Annotated in this window: 2 protein-coding genes; both read right to left on the reverse strand. The window is 75.6% G+C overall.

Features of this window, described 5'->3' with window-relative positions:
- Positions 1–33: 33 nt before the first annotated feature.
- Positions 34–6,888 carry a type I polyketide synthase gene (locus ACZ4WZ_RS30085; RefSeq protein WP_467895458.1) on the reverse strand — a complete coding sequence of 2,285 codons (6,855 nt, stop codon included), beginning with the start codon at positions 6,886–6,888 and terminating at the stop codon, positions 34–36.
- 31 nt (positions 6,889–6,919) lie between these two features.
- On the reverse strand, positions 6,920–18,178 hold the full coding sequence (locus ACZ4WZ_RS30090) for a type I polyketide synthase (RefSeq protein ID WP_467895461.1): 11,259 nt from the start codon (positions 18,176–18,178) through the stop codon (positions 6,920–6,922).
- Positions 18,179–18,194 lie beyond the last annotated feature (16 nt).

An 18,194-nucleotide genomic window follows, 5' to 3' on the forward strand; every position in this document is an offset into this window, starting at 1 on the left:
CGCGCGGGTGCCTCGGCCCCCGGCCCTCGTTCCTCAGCCGAAGATCCAGAACCGTTCGCGCTGGAAGGGGTAGGTCGGCAGGTCCACGCCGTGGGCTCCGCTGCCCTCGAACACCGCGGCCCAGTCGACGGGCTCGCCGGCGCTGTGGAAGGCCGCGGCCAGGGCCAGCGGCTCATCGGCCACCGGGTCCGCGGAAGGGGCGGGGGCCGGGGCGGCGGTCAGGGCCTCGGCGAGCCCCTCGGTCCAGTCCTCGCCGAGCGGTTCACCGGAGTCGGCGTCCAGGAGGGCGATTTCCGGCCGTGCGGCGCCCGTCACCCGTGGCTGTTCCCCGTCCGCGAGGACGGCCAGCGCCTCGACGGCCTCCTCCAGGGTGAGCGCGCCCGCCACGTGCGCGGCGGCGAGCCGGCCGGGGCCGGACACCAGCAGCGCCTGCGGGGCCAGGCCCCAGCTCTCGTACAGCCGGAACAGGGCGACCTCCTCGGCGAAGGCCTCGGCGACGGCCGGGAAGGGCGCTGCCAGCCGGACGTCGAGGTGGGCGCGTACGGCGTCCCAGGCGTCGGCGAAGACGGGCCGGGCCTCGTACAGGGCGTCCGCGAGGCCGCGTACGGCACCGGTGAACGCGATCCGCGCGGTGCCTTCCGTGACGGCCCGGGGGTGTTCCTCGCCCCGCTCCACGGCGGCCAGCGCCGCTTGGAGCTCGTCGCGGCCGGCGGCGAGCAGCACCGCGCGGTGTTCGAAGGCGGCCCGGCCGGTGGCCAGGGTGAAGCCGACGTCGGCGGGGTCGAGGGCGGGATCCTCGGCGAGTGCGGCGCCGACGCGTGCCGCCTGGGCCCGGAGCGCCTGCGGGGTGCGGCCGGACAGCGGGACCGCGACGGTGCCCGGGCCGGTACGGGCCGGGCCGGCGGGGGCCGGTCCCGGGGCGGGCGGCGCTTCGAGGATCAGGTGGACCTGGGTGCCGCTGGCGCCGAGCGAGGAGACGCCGGCCCGGCGCGGGCGGCCGGTCTCCGGCCACGGGGTGGGCTCGGTGACCAGGCGGACGGCGCCCGCCGACCAGTCCACGCGGCTCGTGGGCTCCTTGACGTTGAGCGTCGGCGGCAGCAGCGCGTGGCGCAGGGACAGCACCGTCTTGATGACGCCGGTGACGCCGGAGGCGGACTGGGGGTGGCCGATGTTGGACTTGACGGTCGACAGCAGCAGCGGCCGGTCGGCCGGCCGGTCCTGGCCGTACGTCGCCAGCAGGGCCTCGGCCTCGATGGCGTCGCCGAGCGGGGTTCCGGTGCCGTGGCCCTCGACCGCGTCCACGTCCCGGGCGCTCAGGCCGGCGTCGGCCAGGGCCTGCCGGATGAGGCGCTGCTGGGAGGTGCCGCTGGGGGCGGTGAGGCCGTTGCCGGCGCCGTGGTGGTTGACGGCGGACCCCCGTACGACGGCCAGGACCGGGTGACCCAGGCGCCGTGCCCGGGAGAGGCGTTCGACGAGCACCATGCCGGCGCCCTCGCCCCAGCCGGTGCCGTCGGCGTCCTCGGAGAACGGCTTGCAGCGGCCGTCGGCGGCGGCGCCGCCCATGTGGTGCCAGGCGACGGGGGCCGACAGGACGGTGACGCCGCCCGCGAGGGACATCGCGCACTCGCCGCGCCGGACCGACTGCACGGCCAGGTGCAGGGCGACGCCGGACGAGGAGCAGCCGGTGTCGACGGTGAGGGTCGGGCCGTGGATGTCGAGGGCGTAGGCGACCCGCCCGGAGGCGATGGCCGGAGCGATGCCGCTGCCGAAGTGCGGTTCGCTCTCCTCGGGGATCCGTTCCGTCGGCAGGAAGCCCTGGTAGCCGACGCCGATGTAGAGGCCGATCTGCTCGTCGGTGAGGCCGCGGGGGTCGACGCCGGCCCGCTCGAACGCCTCCCAGGCGGTTTCGAGCAGGATCCGCTGCTGGGGGTCCATGACGAGGGCCTCGGCCTCGGAGATGCCGAAGAAGGAGGCGTCGAACTCGCCGATGCCGCGCAGCAGTCCGGCCTGGCTGAGGGTCTTGACGGCCTGGAAGCCGTCCTCGTCCCCGCCGTCGGCGGTGCCTTCGCCGGGAAGGCCGGCGATCCGCCAGCCGCGGTCGCGCGGCAGGTCCCCGACGAGGTCCTCGCCCTCGGAGACCGCCTGCCACAGCTGTTCGGGGGTCTCTATGCCGCCGGGCAGGCGGCAGCTCATGCCGACGATGACCACCGGGTCGTCGTCCTCGGCGGCGCCGTGGCCGGTGACGGGCGCGGCCGTCTCCTGCTCGCCGGTGCCCAGGAGTTCGGCGGCGAGGAATCGGGCGAGGGCGACCGGGCTCGGGTGGTCGTAGACCAGGGTCGCCGGCAGGGTCAGTCCGGTGGCGGCGGTGAGCCGGTTGCGCAGTTCGACGACGGTGAGCGAGTCGAAGCCGAGTTCCTTGAAGGCCCGGCCCGCCTCGACGGCCTCGCCCGAGGCGTGGCCGAGCACGGCGGCCGCCTGGGCTCGTACGAGGTCGGTCAGCAGGGTGGTGCGCTCGCCCGGGGAGGCCGCGCGCAGGCTGCGGACCAGGTCGGAGGAGGACTCGTCCAGGGGCTGGGGCTCGGTGGGCGCGGCCTGCGGCGCGAGTTCGGTGAGCAGGGCGCTGGGGCGCTCGGAGGTGAAGCCGGGCGCGAAGCGGGACCAGTCGACGTCGGCGACGGCGACGAAGGCCTCGTCGTGTTCGACGGCCTGGACCATGGCGTCCAGGGCGGCCCGCGGATCCATCTCGAGGACACCGCGGCGGCGCATGTACTCCTGTGCCCCCTCCAGTTCCATCATGCCGCCGCCGCCCCAGGCGCCCCAGGCGAGGGAGGTGGCGGTCAGGCCGCGGGCCCGGCGCCGTTCGGCGAGCGCGTCGAGGTAGGCGTTGGCGGAGGCGTAGGCGGTGTGCCGGGCGGCGCCCCACACTCCGGAGTTGGAGGAGAACAGGACGAAGGCGTCGAGGTCGGTGCCGTCGAGGAGGGCGTCGAGGTGGTCGGCGCCGGCCACCTTCGCGGCCGACAGCTGTTCGAACTCCGCGGCCGTGGTCTCGGCGCCGAGGGTGTACTGGGGTACGCCGACGGCGTGGACGACGGCGGTCAGGGGCTGCCCGGCCGGGATCGCGTCGAGGACCGCCTCGAGCCGGCCGCGGTCGGACACGTCGCAGGCGGCGAGCGTGACGTCGGCGCCCAAGGCACGGAGTTCGGCGGCGAGTTCCTCCGCCCCCGGGGCCTCGGCGCCGCGCCGGCTGGTGAGGACGAGGCGGGCGGCGCCGGTGGCGGCGAGGCGGCGGGCGACCTGCGCGCCCACGCCTCCGGTGCCGCCGGTGACCAGGACCGTCCCGGACGGCTGCCAGCGGCGGACCGGCTCGCGGTCCCCCAGCGGGGCGCGCACCAGCCGGCGGCCGAGGACGCCGCTGGTGCGGACGGCGACCTGGTCCTCGTCGCCGTAGCCGCCGGCCAGGACCTTCGCGAGCCGGTCGAGCGCGCGCTGGTCCAGCACCGGCGGCAGGTCGACGAGGCCGCCCCAGCTGCCGGGCTGTTCCAGGGCGATGACCCGGCCGAGGCCCCAGACGCGGGCCTGTGCCGGTACGGCGGGGGCGTCGGCGCGGCCGGCGGCGACGGCTCCCCGGGTGGCGGCCCAGTGCCGGGCGGTGATCCCGGCGTCGGCCAGGGCCTGGACGAGGACGTGGGTGCCGGTGGCGCCGGCCGCCTCGTCCAGGCCGAGGAGGGAGAGGACGCCGCCGAGTCCGGGCAGGGCGGCGGTGGCCTCGCCGAGCCGGACCGTGAGGGCCGGGCGGGTGGCGGTGGCGGGGTCGGTTTCGAGGACGACGGTCTCGACGCCGTGGGCCGCGAGGCCGGCGGCGACCGTGCCGGCCGCGTCGCCGGCGGCGGGCGGGGTGACGATCAGCCAGGTGCCGGCCGGGGCGGTCGTGGCGGGGGCCGCGGTCAGCGGGGTCCAGGCGGCCTTGTAGCGCCAGGAGTCGAGGGTGGAGCGGGCCCGCTGTCCTCGCCGCCAGATGGCGAGGGCGGGCAGCAGTTCCCCGAGGGCCCGGCGCTCCTCGAGGGCGAGGGTGCCGGCCAGGGCCTCCAGGTCCTCGGCCTCGACGGCCGCCCAGAACCGGGCCTCGGTCTCGTCGGCGGTGGCGGGGCCGCTGGTGGGCGCCTCGGGCCGGACGGGGGCGGGCTTGAGCCAGTAGCTCTGGCGCTGGAAGGCGTACGTGGGCAGGGCGATGGTGCGGGCGCCGGAGCCGGTGAGGACGGAGGTCCAGTCGACGTCGACGCCCCGGGTCCAGGCGGTGGCGAGGGAGGTGTGGAAGCGGGTCAGACCGCCCTCGCCACGGCGCAGCGTGCCCGTGGCCAGGATGTCGGCGCCCACGGCCTCGGCCGTCTCCACCAGCCCGTACGTCAGCACCGGATGCGCACTCGACTCCACGAACGCCCGGAAACCCTCCGCCAGGAGGGAGCGGACGACGGGCTCGAAGGAGACGGGCCGCCGGCAGTTCTCGTACCAGTAGGCGGCCGTCAGCTCCGGCCCCTCCAGGACCTCGCCGGTGACGGTGGAGTACAGCGGAACCGAACCGGTCCGGGGCTCCACGAAGCCCAGCAGATCCAGGATCCGCCCCTGGAGGCGGTCGACCTGGGCGCAGTGGGAGGCCACCGTCGACGGCACGATCTTCGCCCGCACCCCCTCCGCCTCCAGGACCGCGACCAGCTCCTCCAGCGGGGCCACCTCACCGGCCACCGTCACCGCCCGCGGACCGTTGATCCCCGCGATGGAGAGCACGTCCCCGTACGGGGCGATGCGCGCCTCGGCCTCGGCACGCGACAGCGAGACGGAGGCGACCGCACCCCGCCCCACCAGCTCGTCCGCGAACAGCTGCGAGCGCAGCACGACCACCCTCGCACCGTCCTCCAGCGACAGCGCACCCGACACCACCGCGGCGGCGATCTCCCCCTGGGAGTGGCCGACCACCGCGTCCGGCACCACACCCGCCGCACGCCACAGGTCGGCCAGGGACACCATCACCGCGAACAGCACCGGCTGGAGCACCTCGATACGGGAAAGATCACCCTCCCCGCGCAGCACCCCCTCCACCGACCAGTCGACGTGCGCCTCCACGGCCGCCGCGACCTCCGCGAACCGGGCCGCGAACACCGGCGAGGAGTCCAGGAGTTCGACACCCATCCCGGCCCACTGCGAACCCTGACCCGGAAACACGAACACCGTCTTGCCGCCCGCGTCCGCCACACCCGCCGCGACGGGCGCGTCGAGCGCGGAGAGGAGCTCCTCGCGGGTGGATCCGAGCGCCACGGCCCGATGGTCGAAGGCCGAGCGGGTGGCGGCCAGCGAGAGCGCCACGTCCTCGGGCCGCGGCGCGGCATCGGACCGGACGAACTGCCGCAGGCGGGCGGTCTGCGCGGTCAGCGCCGCCGCCCCCTTGCCGGACAGCACCCAGGGGAGCGGTCCGCCGGTGCCCACGGCCGGGGCGGCGGCGTCCGGCCCCTCCTGCCGCTCGGGGGCGGCGGGGGCCTCGGGGGCGGCTTCGAGGATGGCGTGCGCGTTGGTGCCGCTGAGGCCGAAGGAGGACACGGCGGCCCGGCGCGGGTGGTCGGTCTCGGGCCAGGAGCGGGACTCCAGCAGGAGTTCGACGTCTCCGGCGGCCCAGTCGATGTGCGGGGAGGGCGCGTCCACGTGCAGGGTCTTGGGGAGTATCCCGTGGCGCAGCGACATGACGGTCTTGATGACGCCGCCCACGCCGGCCGCCGCCTGGGTGTGACCGATGTTGGACTTGATCGAGCCGAGCCACAGCGGCCGGTCCTCGGGCCGGCCGCGGCCGTAGGTGGCGAGCAGGGCGTTGGCCTCGATGGGGTCTCCGAGGGTGGTGCCGGTGCCGTGCGCCTCGACGGCGTCGACCTGGTCGGGGGTGAGCCGGGCGTTGGCGAGCGCGGCCCGGATGACGCGCTGCTGGGCCTTGCCGCTGGGGGCGGTGAGGCCGTTGCTGGCGCCGTCCTGGTTGATGGCGGAGCCGCGGATGACGGCGAGTACCTCGTGGCCGTTGCGGCGCGCGTCGGAGAGCTTCTCCAGCAGGACGAGGCCGACGCCCTCGGAGAAGGAGGTGCCGTCGGCGCCGGCCGCGAACGCCTTGCAGCGGCCGCTGAACGCCATGACCCCCTGGGCGCTGAAGCCCACGAACAGGCCGGGGGACGCCATCACGGTGACCCCGCCGGCCAGGGCGAGCGAGCATTCGCCCTGGCGCAGCGCCTGGGCCGCGAGGTGCACGGCGACCAGGGAGGAGGAGCACGCGGTGTCGATGGTGACCGCGGGGCCCTCGAAGCCGTACGTGTAGGAGAGCCGGCCGGAGATCACACTGGCCACGGAGCCGGTGACGAGGTGCCCCTCGGCGCCCTCGGCCTCGTCGCCGAGGCTCTGGGCGTACGAGGGCTGGGAGGCGCCGATGTAGACGCCGGTCTGGGTGCCCTTGAGCCGGACCGGGTCGATGCCGGCCCGCTCCAGCGCCTCCCACGAGGCCTCCAGCAGCAGCCGCTGCTGCGGGTCCATGGCGAGGGCCTCGCGCGGTGAGATCCCGAAGAACGCGGCGTCGAACTCGTCGACGTCGGGGACGAACGCGGCCTCGCGCACCGTTCCCGTGTCGCCGAGGTCCCAGCCGCGGTTGTCGGGGAAACCGGAGACGGCGTCCCCCTCCTTCGCGACGAACTCCCAGAGGTCTTCGGGGGATTCGATGCCGCCGGGGAAGCGGCAGCTCATGGCGACGACGGCGATGGGCTCGTGCGCGGCGTCCACCAGGTGCTGGTTCTGCCGGCGCAGGCGTTCCGTCTCCGTCAGCGACGCCCGCAGCGCTTCGACGACCTTTTCCGAGGGGGTGCTCATGGGTGTGATCTCCGGATCTCGTCTTCGCGTATCAGTGGTGGTCGCCGTCCAGGGCCAGGGACACGAGATCGTCGAGGTCCATCGTGGCGATCGAGTCCTCCCGTGCCCCGGTGTGGTCGGACGTGGGCGGTTCGGCCGCCGGGCTGCCGGCCAGCCGCAGCAGCGTGTCGAGGACGCCCGCTTCGCTCAGCCGGGCCAGCGGGAGGGTGGCCAGGGCCCGCCGCAGGTGTGCCTCGTCGACCGGTGCGCCCGTCCCCGCCGGGCCGGCCGCGTCGTCCGTCGCTCCGGTCTCCGGGGCGAGTTCGTCCCGGAGGTGTCCGGCGAGTTCGACCGGGGTGGGGTGGTCGAAGACGATGGTCGCGGGCAGCCGCAGTCCGGTGGCCGCGCCGAGCCGGTTGCGCAGTTCGACGGCGGTCAGCGAGTCGAAGCCGAGCTCCTTGAAGGCCCGGTCGGCCTCGAGGGATCCGGGGTTGGCGTGGCCGAGGACGGCCGCCACGTTGGTGCGTACGAGGTCCAGCAGCACGCCCAGGCGGCGCTCGGCGGAGAGGCCGGCGAGCTTGCGGGTGAGTGCGGAGCCGTCCGGTTCCGCCGTGGCGGTGGTTCCCGCGGCCCGCCGCACCGGGGTGCGGACGAGGGAGCGGTACAGCGCGGGCAGGCCGGCTCCGCCGGCGGAGTCGCGCAGGGCGGCCGGGTCGAGCCGGACGGGGACGCTCAGTGCCTCGTCCTGGTCCACGGCCGCGTCGAACAGGGCGAGGCCCTGCTCCGCGGTGAGCGGGGTGACGCCGCCGCGGCTGAACCGGGCCAGGTCGGTGTCGTCGAGGCCGGCCGTGAGCTCGCTGGTCTGGTGCCACATGCCCCAGGCGAGGGAGGTGGCGGGCAGGCCATGGGCGCGGCGGTGGTGGGCGAGCGCGTCCAGGTAGGTGTTGGCGGCGGCGTAGTTGGCCTGGCCGGAGTTGCCGGTCACGCCCGCGGCCGAGGAGTAGAGCACGAACCGGCGCAGGTCCAGGTCGCGGGTGAGCTCGTGGAGGTTCCACGCGGCGTCCACCTTGGGCCGCATGGCGCGTTCCATACGGGCCGGGGTGAGCGAGTCGAAGACGCCGTCGTCGACGACCCCGGCGGCGTGCACCACGCCGGTCAGCGGCCGGTCGGCGGGGATCGCGGCGAGGAGGGCGGTCAGCGCGTCGCGGTCGGCGGCGTCACAGGCCACCACCTCGGCCGTGCCGCCCAGCCCGGCTATCTCCGCCACCAGTTCGGAGGCGCCGGGGGCGTCCGGGCCGCGCCGGCCGGCGAGCAGCAGGTGCCGTACACCGTGCGTCGTCACCAGGTGCTCGGCGACGAGCGCGCCCAGGGTGCCGGTACCGCCGGTGATCAGGACCGTCCCGTCGGGGTCCCAGCCCTGCGGAACCGTCAGCACGATCTTCCCCGTGTGCCTGGCCTGGCTCATGAACCGGAACGCCTCCGGCGCCCGCCGGACGTCCCAGGTGCGGGTGGGCAGCGGCCGCAGCTCGTCCGTCCCGAACAGGCCCGTCAGTTCGGTGAGCATCGCGGCGGTGCGCTGTGGACCGGCCTCGGCCAGGTCGAAGCGGCGGTAGTGGACGCCCGGGTGGACCAGGGAGACCTGCCCGGCGTCGCGGACGTCGGTGGCGCCGAGTTCGACGAAGCGGCCGCCGCGCGGCAGCAGCCGCAGCGAGGCGTCGACCAGTTCCCCGGCCAGGCAGTCCAGGACGACGTCGACGCCCTCGCCGCCGGTGGCGGCGGAGAAGCGCTCCTCGAAGGAGACGTCACGGGAGGAGGCGATGTGGGCGTCGTCGAGACCGGCCGCGCGCAGCGCGTCCCACTTGCCCTCGCTGGCCGTGCCGAACACCTCGGCACCCAGGTGCCGGGCGATCTGCACCGCGGCCGAACCCACACCGCCGGCGGCGGCGTGGATCAGGACCCGCTCGCCCGCCTTCAGGCCGGCCAGATCCACCAGCGCGTAGTACGCGGTGAGGAACACGGCGGGCACCGAGGCGGCCTGCTCGAAGGACCAGCCCTCGGGGACGCGGGCCACCATCTGGGCGTCGGCGACCGCGAGGGGGCCGAAGGCGTGCGGGACCATGCCCATCACCCGGTCGCCCGGGGCGAGGCGGGTGACGCCCGGGCCGGTCTCGACGACCACACCGGCCGCCTCGCAGCCCATGAACCCGCCGCCCGGGTACATCGCGAGGGAGACGAGGACGTCGCGGAAATTGAGCCCGGCGGCGTGCACGGCAATGCGCACCGCCCCCTCGGGCAGCGGTCCGGCCGCCTCCGGCCGGGGCAGCAGGGCCAGGTGGTCGAGGGTTCCGGCGGCGGTGGTGTCCAGGGCCCAGGCGGCGGTTCCGTCCGGTACCGGCAGGGCCGTGCCCGATCCGGCCCGGACCAGGCGCGGCGCCAGGGCGGTGCCGGAGCGCAGCGCGGTCTGCGGTTCGTCGTGGACGAGGGCCGCGGCGACCGCGCCCCGGAGGGCGGCGGCCGACTCCTCGGTGGTGTCGAGGTCGGCGATCAGGAGCCGGCCGGGGTTCTCGGCCTGGGCGGAGCGGACCAGCCCCCAGGCGGGTGAGTGCGCGAGGCCGGTGGCGTCCTCGCCGGTACGGGTGGCGACCGCGCCGTGGGTGAGGACGACCAGCCGGGATCCGGCGAAGCGTTCCCCGGCCAGCCACTCCTGCACGGTGGCGAGCAGGGCGGCCGCACCGGCGCGGACCTCGGCCGGCGCGCCGGCCGGGCCCGGGTGCGCGTCCGGGTCTCCGTACGGCAGGACCACGGTCTGCGGCAGGGCCGCGCCGTCGGCGGCGGCGAGGGCCGCGAGGTCCTCGTACCGGTCGACGGCGGCGCCCGCGCCTTCCAGGGCGGCCGCGATGCCGGGTGCGGCGGAGCCGATGACGGCCCAGTTCCCGGCGGCGGAGGCGTCGGCGTGGGCCGGCAGTTCCGTCCAGTCGAGGCGGAACAGCCCGTCGGTGCCGGCGTCGGCGCCCTGGCGCAGGGTGGCCGTGTCGACGGGACGCAGTACGAGCGCGTCGACGGTGGCGACCGGTGCGCCGGCCGCGTCGCAGACGTCCACCGCGATGGTGTCGGTGCCCGCCGCGCTGACCCGGACCCGCAGGGTGCCGGCGCCGGCCGCGTGGAGGGCGACGCCGCTCCAGGCGAAGGGCAGCCGGGCCTGTCCGGTCAGCTCGATGAACTCGCCGAGCCGCATGGCGTGCAGCGCGGCGTCGAGCAGTGCGGGGTGCAGGAGGTAGCGGGCCGCTTCGCCCTGGTGGCTGTCGGGCAGCGCGACCTCGGCGAAGACGTCGCCGGTGGACTCCTGGCGCCAGGCGGCGCGCAACCCCTGGAAGGCGGGTCCGAACTGGTAGCCGGTCTCGGCCGCGGCGGCGTAGAAGCCGTCGAGGTCGACGGGTTCCGCGGTGGCCGGCGGCCAGACGGTCAGGTCGTGGCCGGGGGAGCGGACGTCCCGGGCGAGGACGCCGCTGGCGTGGCGGGTCCAGGGCAGGTCGGCGGGGGCGTCCTCGGCGCGGGAGTGGACGGTGACCGGACGGGTGCCGGCGCCGCCTTCGGGGCCGACCAGCACCTGGAGGTGGACACCGCCGCGGGCCGGGAGGACCAGCGGTGCTTCGAGGGTGAGCTCGTCCAGCAGCGTGAACCCGGCTTCGTCGCCGGCGCGGACGGCCAGCTCGACGAAGGCGGTGCCGGGGAGGATGGGCGTGCCGGACACCGCGTGGTCGGCGAGCCAGGACTGGGTGTCGGGGGCGATCCGGCCGGTGAACAGGAGGCCTTCGCCGCCCGCGAGGCTCACGGCCGCACCGAGCAGCGGGTGCCCGGCGTCCGAGAGCCCGAAGCCGGTGGCGTCGCCGGAGAAGGGCGGCAGCGGATCGGGCCAGAAGGGCTCGTTCTGGAAGGCGTAGGTGGGCAGGTCGACGCGCGCCGTGTCCTGGCCGGCGTGGACGGCCTGCCAGTCGACGGGGGCGCCGTGGGTCCAGGCCTCGGCGAGGGAGGCGAGGAAGCGCTGCGGGCCGCCTTCGTCACGGCGCAGGGTGCCCTGGGTGACGGCGGAGGTCTGGGCGGCATCGATGGTCTCCTGGACGCCGATGGTCAGCACCGGGTGCGCGCTGGACTCCACGAAGATCTTGTGGCCGCGCTCCAGGAGTGCGCTGATGGCGTCCTGGAAGCGAACGGTGCGGCGGAGGTTGGTGTACCAGTACTCGGCGTCCAGCTCGGAACCGTCGGCCCATTCGCCCGTCACGGTGGAGAAGAACGGGACCTCGGCCGTCCGCGGTTCGATCCCGGCCAGCAGACCGATCACCTCGTCACGGATCGACTCCACCTGCGGACCGTGCGAGGCATAGTCCACGCTGATGCGCCGCGCCCGGACACCATCGGCCTCGCAAGCCGCCACCAGCCCGTCCAGAGCCTCCGGATCACCCGAAACCACCGTGGAGCGCGGCCCGTTCACCGAAGCGAGCGCGAGCCGTTCACCCCAGGCGGAGATACGTTCCGCCACCGCTTCGGCGGTGTCGGCGACGGACACCATCCCGCCCTTGCCCGCCAACGCGAGCAACGCCTTCGCCCGCAACGCCGACACCTTCGCCGCGTCCCGGAGCGACAGCGCACCCGACACCGCGGCCGCCGCGATCTCACCCTGCGAATGACCGACCACCGCCGCCGGAACGACACCAGCCGCACGCCACAGCTCCGCGAGGGACACCATCACCGCCCACAGGGCGGGCTGCACCACATCGACCCGGTCGAAACCGGGAGCACCGTCCTTCTGCCGGAGCACCTCCAACAACGACCAGTCCGTATACGGGGCCAGGGCGCGCTCACAGTCGTCCAGACGCGCCGCGAACACCGGCGAGGAGTCGTACAGCTCCACCGCCATCCCCGCCCACTGCGAACCCTGCCCCGGGAACACGAACACCGGGCGGCCGGTGCCCTTGACGACGGCGCCCTCGGTGACGCCGACGCCGGGCGTGCCCTCGGCCAGGGCCGTGAGCCCGGCAAGGAGTCCGTCGCGGTCGTCGGCCTGGACCGCGCCACGGCGTTCCAGGGCGGCCCGGGTGGTCGCCAGCGACCAGGCGACGTCCACGGGGCGCAGTGCCTCGGCGCCCTCGGCCGCGGCGAACTCCCGCAGCCGCCCGGCCTGGCCGCGCAGGGCGGCCGTACCGCGCCCGGAGACGATCCAGGGCAGTGCGGCGGCCGGGAACGCCGGGACGGCGGGCACGCGGGCGGGCTCCTCGGTCCGCGGCGCCTGCTCCAGCACGACGTGGACGTTGGTGCCGCTGCCGCCGAAGGAGGACACGCCCGCGCGGCGCGGGCGGCCCGTCTCTGGCCACGGCCGGGCCTCGGTCAGCAGCTCCACGGCGCCCGAGGCCCAGTCGATCTCGCGGGACGGCTCGGCGACGTGGAGGGTCTTGGGCAGGACGCCGTGGCGCATCGCCATGACGGTCTTGATGACGCCGGCGACACCGGAGGCGGCCTGGGAGTGGCCCAGGTTGGACTTCAGGGAGCCCAGCCACAGGGGCTGCTCGGCGGTGTGGGCCCGGCCGTAGGTGGCGAGGAGGGCCTGGGCCTCGATGGGGTCGCCGAGGGTGGTGCCGGTGCCGTGCGCCTCGACGGCGTCGACGTCGGCGGGGTCGAGTCCGGCGTCGGCGAGGGCCGCGCGGATGACGCGCTGCTGGGCGGGGCCGCTGGGGGCGGAGAGGCCGTTGCTGGCGCCGTCCTGGTTGGCGGCCGTACCGCGGATGACGGCGAGCACCTGGTGGCCGTTGGCCTGTGCGTCGGAGAGGCGCTCGAGCATGATCACGCCGACGCCCTCGGACCAGCCGGTGCCGTCGGCGTCCTCGGAGAAGGACTTGCAGCGGCCGGACGGGGAGAGTCCGCCCTGCTGGCTGAAGCCGATGAAGACGCCGGGCGAGCACATGACCATCGCGCCGCCCGCGAGCGCCATGCGGCAGTCCCCGGTGCGCAGGGCCTGCACTGCGAGGTGCAGGGCGGTCAGCGAGGAGGAGCACATGGTGTCGACGGTGACCGCCGGGCCCTCCAGCCCGAAGGTGTAGGCGAGGCGGCCGGAGGCGACGGCGGCGGAGGCGCCGAACAGCATCTGGCCGTCGGAGCCTTCGGGCATCTGCACGTCGTGGCCGTAGCCGGGGTATCCGGCTCCGATGAACACGCCGGTACTGCTGCCCTTGAGGGTGTCCGGGTCGAGGCCGGCCCGTTCGAATACCTCCCAGGCGGTCTCCAGGAGCAGGCGCTGCTGGGGGTCCATGGTGAGGGCCTCGCGGGGCGAGATGCCGAAGAAGCCGGGGTCGAAGTGGGTGGCGGTGTCGACGAAGCCGCCCTCGCGGACGTAGCTCGTACCGGCCTTGGCGCGGTCGGGGTCGTAGAAGCCGTCGAGGTTCCAGCCGCGGTCGGTGGGGAAGCCGCCGATGGCGTCGCGGCCTTCGACGACGAGCTGCCACATGTCCTCGGGCGAGGTGATCCCGCCGGGGTAGCGGCAGCTCATGGAGACGATGGCGATGGGCTCGTCGGAGGCGGCGGTCCGCGCGGTGGCGGCGCCGGCCGCGGTGGCGGTGTCCCCGGCGCCGAGGAGTCCGGCGCGCAGCAGGTCGGCGACGGCCTGGGGGGTGGGGTGGTCGAAGACCATCGTCGCGGGCAGGGTGAGGCCGGTGGCCGCGGTGAGCCGGTTGCGCAGGTCGACGGAGGTCAGCGAGTCGAAGCCGGTCGCCTTGAAGGCCCGTCCGGGCTCGATGGCGTCGAGGGAGGGGTGGCCGAGGACGGCGGCGGCCTCCCGGCGGACCAGGTCGAGCAGGATGGTGTCCCGCTCTCCTTCGGGGGCCTGCCGCAGGCGGCGGGCGAACTCTCCCGAGGGGCTTTCCCCGTCGGTGTCCGCGTCGGCGCGGGCGGGCCGGGTGGCCTCGCGGGCCTCGGGGATGCCGGTGAGCAGCGGGCTGGGGCGGGTGGCGGTGAAGCCGGGCGCGAAGCGGGACCAGTCGACGTCGGCGACGGCGACGAACGCCTCGTCGTGGTCGACGGCCTGGAACAGCGCGGACAGGGCGGTCGCCGGGTCCATCTCCAGGACGCCGCGGCGGCTCATGTACTCCTGGGCGCCGGCGGTCTCCATGATGCCGCCGCCGCCCCAGGCGCCCCAGGCGACGGAGGTGGCGGTGAGGCCGCGGGCCCGGCGGCGTTCGGCGAGCGCGTCGAGGTGGGCGTTGGCGGCGGCGTAGGCGGTGTGCCCGGCGGCGCCCCATACCCCGGAGTTGGAGGAGAACAGGACGAAGGCGTCCAGGGCGGTGTCGCCGAGGAGCTCGTCGAGGTGGGTGGCGCCGGCGGCCTTGCCGGCGAGGACCCGCTCGAACTCCTCGGGCGTGACGTCCTCCAGGACGGTGGACTGGGGGACGCCGGCGGCGTGCACGACGGCCGTCAGGGGGGTGACGGCGGGTACGGCGGCCAGCAGCGCGGCAACCGCGTCGCGGTCGGAGACGTCGCAGGCCACGGCTTCGGCCTCGGCGCCCAGGGCGCGCAGCTCCGTGAGGAGTTCGGCGGCGCCGGGGGCGTCGGGCCCGCGGCGGCCGGCCAGCACGAGGCGTTCGGCGCCCGCGGCGGCGAGCCGGCGGGCGACGTGCGCGCCGACTCCGCCGGTGCCGCCGGTGACGAGGACGGTGCCGTGCGGGCGCCATTCGCGGGCCGGTCCGCGGTCCTCCAGGGCGGCGCGGACGAGGCGGCGGCCGAAGGTGCCGGAGCCGCGGACGGCGATCTGGTCCTCCTCGCCGGCGCCTCCGGCGAGGATCTGGACGAGCCGGGTCAGGGCGCGTTCGTCGGCGGCCCGCGGCAGGTCGACGAGTCCGCCCCAGCTGCGGGGCTGTTCCAGTGCGACGACCCGGCCCAGGCCCCAGACCTGCGCCTGGGCGGGGTCGGCGGCGTCGTCGGAGCGGCCGGTGGAGACGGCGCCGCGGGTCACGGTCCACAGCCTGGCGCCGGTCACGGCGGCGTCGGTGAGGGCCTGGACCAGGAGGAGGCTGTGCAGGGCCGCGTCGGCGCCGAGACCGGCGAGGGAGAGGACCCCCGTGATCTCGGCGGCGGCGACGGCGGTGCGGATCAGTTCGGCGAGCGCGGTCCGGTCGCCGCCGGTGACGCGTACGGTCACGGTCGCGGCGCCGTGCCGGGCGAGCGTGGCGGCGCAGTCGGCGGCGAGGGACTCGTGTGCGGGGTCGGCGGGCAGCACGACCAGCCAGGTGCCCGTCAGCGGCGCCGGGGCGGGCTCCGGGAGGCGGTCCCAGGAGACGCGGTAGCGCCAGGTGTCGACGGTGGAGCGTTCGCGGCGGCGGCGCCGCCAGGAGGACAGGGCGGGCAGCAGCTCGCCCAGGGAGCGCCGTTCCTCCAGGTCGAGGGTGCCGGCGAGGGTTTCGAGGTCCTCGCGTTCGACGGCGTCCCAGAAACGCGCCTCGGTTTCGTCGGCGGGCGGTGTCCCGCCCGGGGTCTCGGGGGTGGCGGTCGCCTCCAGCCAGTAGTGCTGCTGCTGGAAGGCGTACGTGGGCAGTTCCACGGTGCGGGGGCCGTGCGGGGCGACGAGGGTCGCCCAGTCGACGCCGGCGCCGTGGACCCAGGCTTCGGCGAGGGAGGTGAGGATGCGGCGCGAGCCGCCCTCGTCGCGGCGCAGGGAGCCGAGGGTGACGGCGGCGGCGGCCGTGGTGTCGATGGTTTCCTGGACGCCGATGGTGAGGACGGGGTGGGCGCTGGCCTCGACGAAGATGCCGTGGCCCTCGGCGAGGAGGGCGCGGACGGCCTCCTCGAAGCGGACGGTGGTGCGCAGGTTGGTGTACCAGTACTCGGCGTCGAGCTCGGTGCCGGTGACGAATCCGGCGGTGACGGTGGAGAAGAAGGGGATCTCGGCGGTGCGGGGCTCGATCCCGGCCAGCAGGCCGATGACCTCGTCGCGGATCGACTCGACCTGCGCGGAGTGCGAGGCGTAGTCGACGTTGATCCGCCGGGCGCGGACACCGTCGGCCTCACAGGCCGCCATCAGCTCGTCCAGGGCCTCCGGATCACCGGAAACCACCGTGGAGCGCGGCCCGTTCACCGAAGCCAGCGCCAGACGCTCGCCCCAGGCGGAGATGCGTTCCTTCACCGCGTCGGCGATGTCCGCGACCGACACCATGCCGCCCTTGCCGGCCAGGGCCACGATCGCCTTCGCCCGCAGCGCGGACACCTTCGCCGCGTCCTGGAGCGACAGCGCGCCCGACACCGCCGCGGCCGCGATCTCGCCCTGCGAGTGGCCGACGACGGCCGCCGGGACGACCCCGGCGGCACGCCACAGCTCGGCGAGGGACACCATCACCGCCCACAGGGCGGGCTGCACCACGTCGACCCGGTCGAAACCGGGTACGCCGTCCTTCTGCCGGAGCACGTCGAGCAGCGACCAGTCGGTGTGGGGGGCCAGCGCCTCGGCGCACTCGTCGAGGCGGGCCGCGAACACCGGGGAGGCCTCGTACAGTTCCACGGCCATGCCCGCCCACTGGGAGCCCTGGCCGGGGAAGACGAGGACGGTCCCGGAGCCGGGCAGGGTGGCGCCCCGGACGACGGTGGTGGCGCCGGGTGCGGCGTCGGCGAGGGTGGCGAGGCCTTCCTGGAAGCCGCTGTCGCCGACGGCGACGACCACGGCGCGCTGCTCCAGGGCGGCGCGGGTGGTGGCCAGGGAGTGGGCCACGTCGGCGGGGCCCGGCGCGCTCTCGCGGGCGGCGAAGGCGCGCAGCCGGCCCGCCTGGGCGTGCAGGGCGCCCGGGGTGTGGCCGGAGAGGGCCCACGGGATCAGCGGGGTGGACAGGACCGCCGGGGTGGCGGCGGGGGCGGCGGCGGCCGCGTCGTCGGTGTCGGTGTCGGGGCCGTCGTGGGTGTGCTGTTCGAGGATGACGTGCGCGTTGGTGCCGCCGACGCCGAAGGCGGAGACGCCCGCGCGGCGCGGGCCGCCGTCGCGGGAGGTCCACTCGACGGGTTCGCGCAGCAGCCGTACGGAGCCGGCCGACCAGTCGACCTGGCTGGTGGGTGCGTCGACGTGGAGGGTGCGGGGCAGCAGTCCGTGGCGCATGGCCATGACCATCTTCATCACGCCGGCCATGCCGGCGGCGGCCTGGGTGTGGCCGATGTTGGATTTGACGGAGCCGAGCCACAGCGGCCGGTCCTCGGGGCGGTTCTTGCCGTAGGCGGCCATCAGGGCCTGCGCCTCGATGGGGTCGCCGAGGGTGGTGCCGGTGCCGTGGGCCTCGACGGCGTCGATCTGCTGGGCGCCGAGGCGGGCGTTGGCGAGGGCCTGCTTGATGACGCGGATCTGGGAGGGTCCGTTGGGGGCGGTCAGGCCGTTGCTGGCGCCGTCCTGGTTGACCGCCGAACCGCGGATGACGGCGAGGACCTCGTGGCCGTGGCGGCGGGCGTCCGAGAGCCGCTCCAGCAGCAGGACGCCGATGCCCTCGGCGAAGCCGGTGCCGTCGGCGGAGTCCGCGAAGGCCTTGCAGCGGCCGTCGGCGGCCAGGCCGCGCTGGCGGCTGAACTCGACGAACAGGCCGGGGGTGGACATGACGGTGACGCCGGCGGCCAGGGCGAGGGAGCACTCGTCCTGGCGCAGGGCCTGCACGGCCAGGTGCAGGGCGACGAGCGAGGAGGAGCAGGCGGTGTCGACGGTGACGGCCGGGCCCTCCAGCCCGAAGGTGTAGGCGAGGCGCCCGGAGACCACGGCGGCCGCACTGCCCGTGCCGAGATAGCCCTCGACGTCGTCGGGGACGGAGTCGAGGTCAGTGGCGTAGCTGGAGGCGGAGGCACCGACGAACACGCCGGTGCGGCTGCCCTTGAGCGACGTCGGGTCGTATCCGGCGCGCTCCAGGACCTCCCAGGAGGCCTCCAGCAGCAGCCGCTGCTGCGGGTCCATGGCCAGGGCCTCGCGCGGCGAGATGCCGAACAGCCGCGCGTCGAAGCGCGGGACGTCCTGGAGGAAGCCGCCCTGCTGGGTGTACGAGGTGCCGATCCGGTCGGGGTCGGGGTCGTAGAGGGCGCCGAGGTCCCAGCCGCGGTCCTCGGGGAAGCCGCCGATGCCGTCGCGGCCGTCGGCGACGAGGTCCCACAGCTGTTCGGGCGTGGCGACCCGGCCGGGGAAGCGGCAGGCCATGCGGACGATGGCCACGGGCTCGGGCTCTTCGAGCTCCTTGACGCGCCGGCGCGCGTTGCGCAGGTCGGCGGTGGCCCGCTTCAGATATTCGCGGAGCTTGTCCTCATTGTTCGTGCTCAACGTCACTCACCTACCG

The sequence above is a fragment of the Streptomyces sp. NPDC029122 genome (assembly GCF_055569445.1).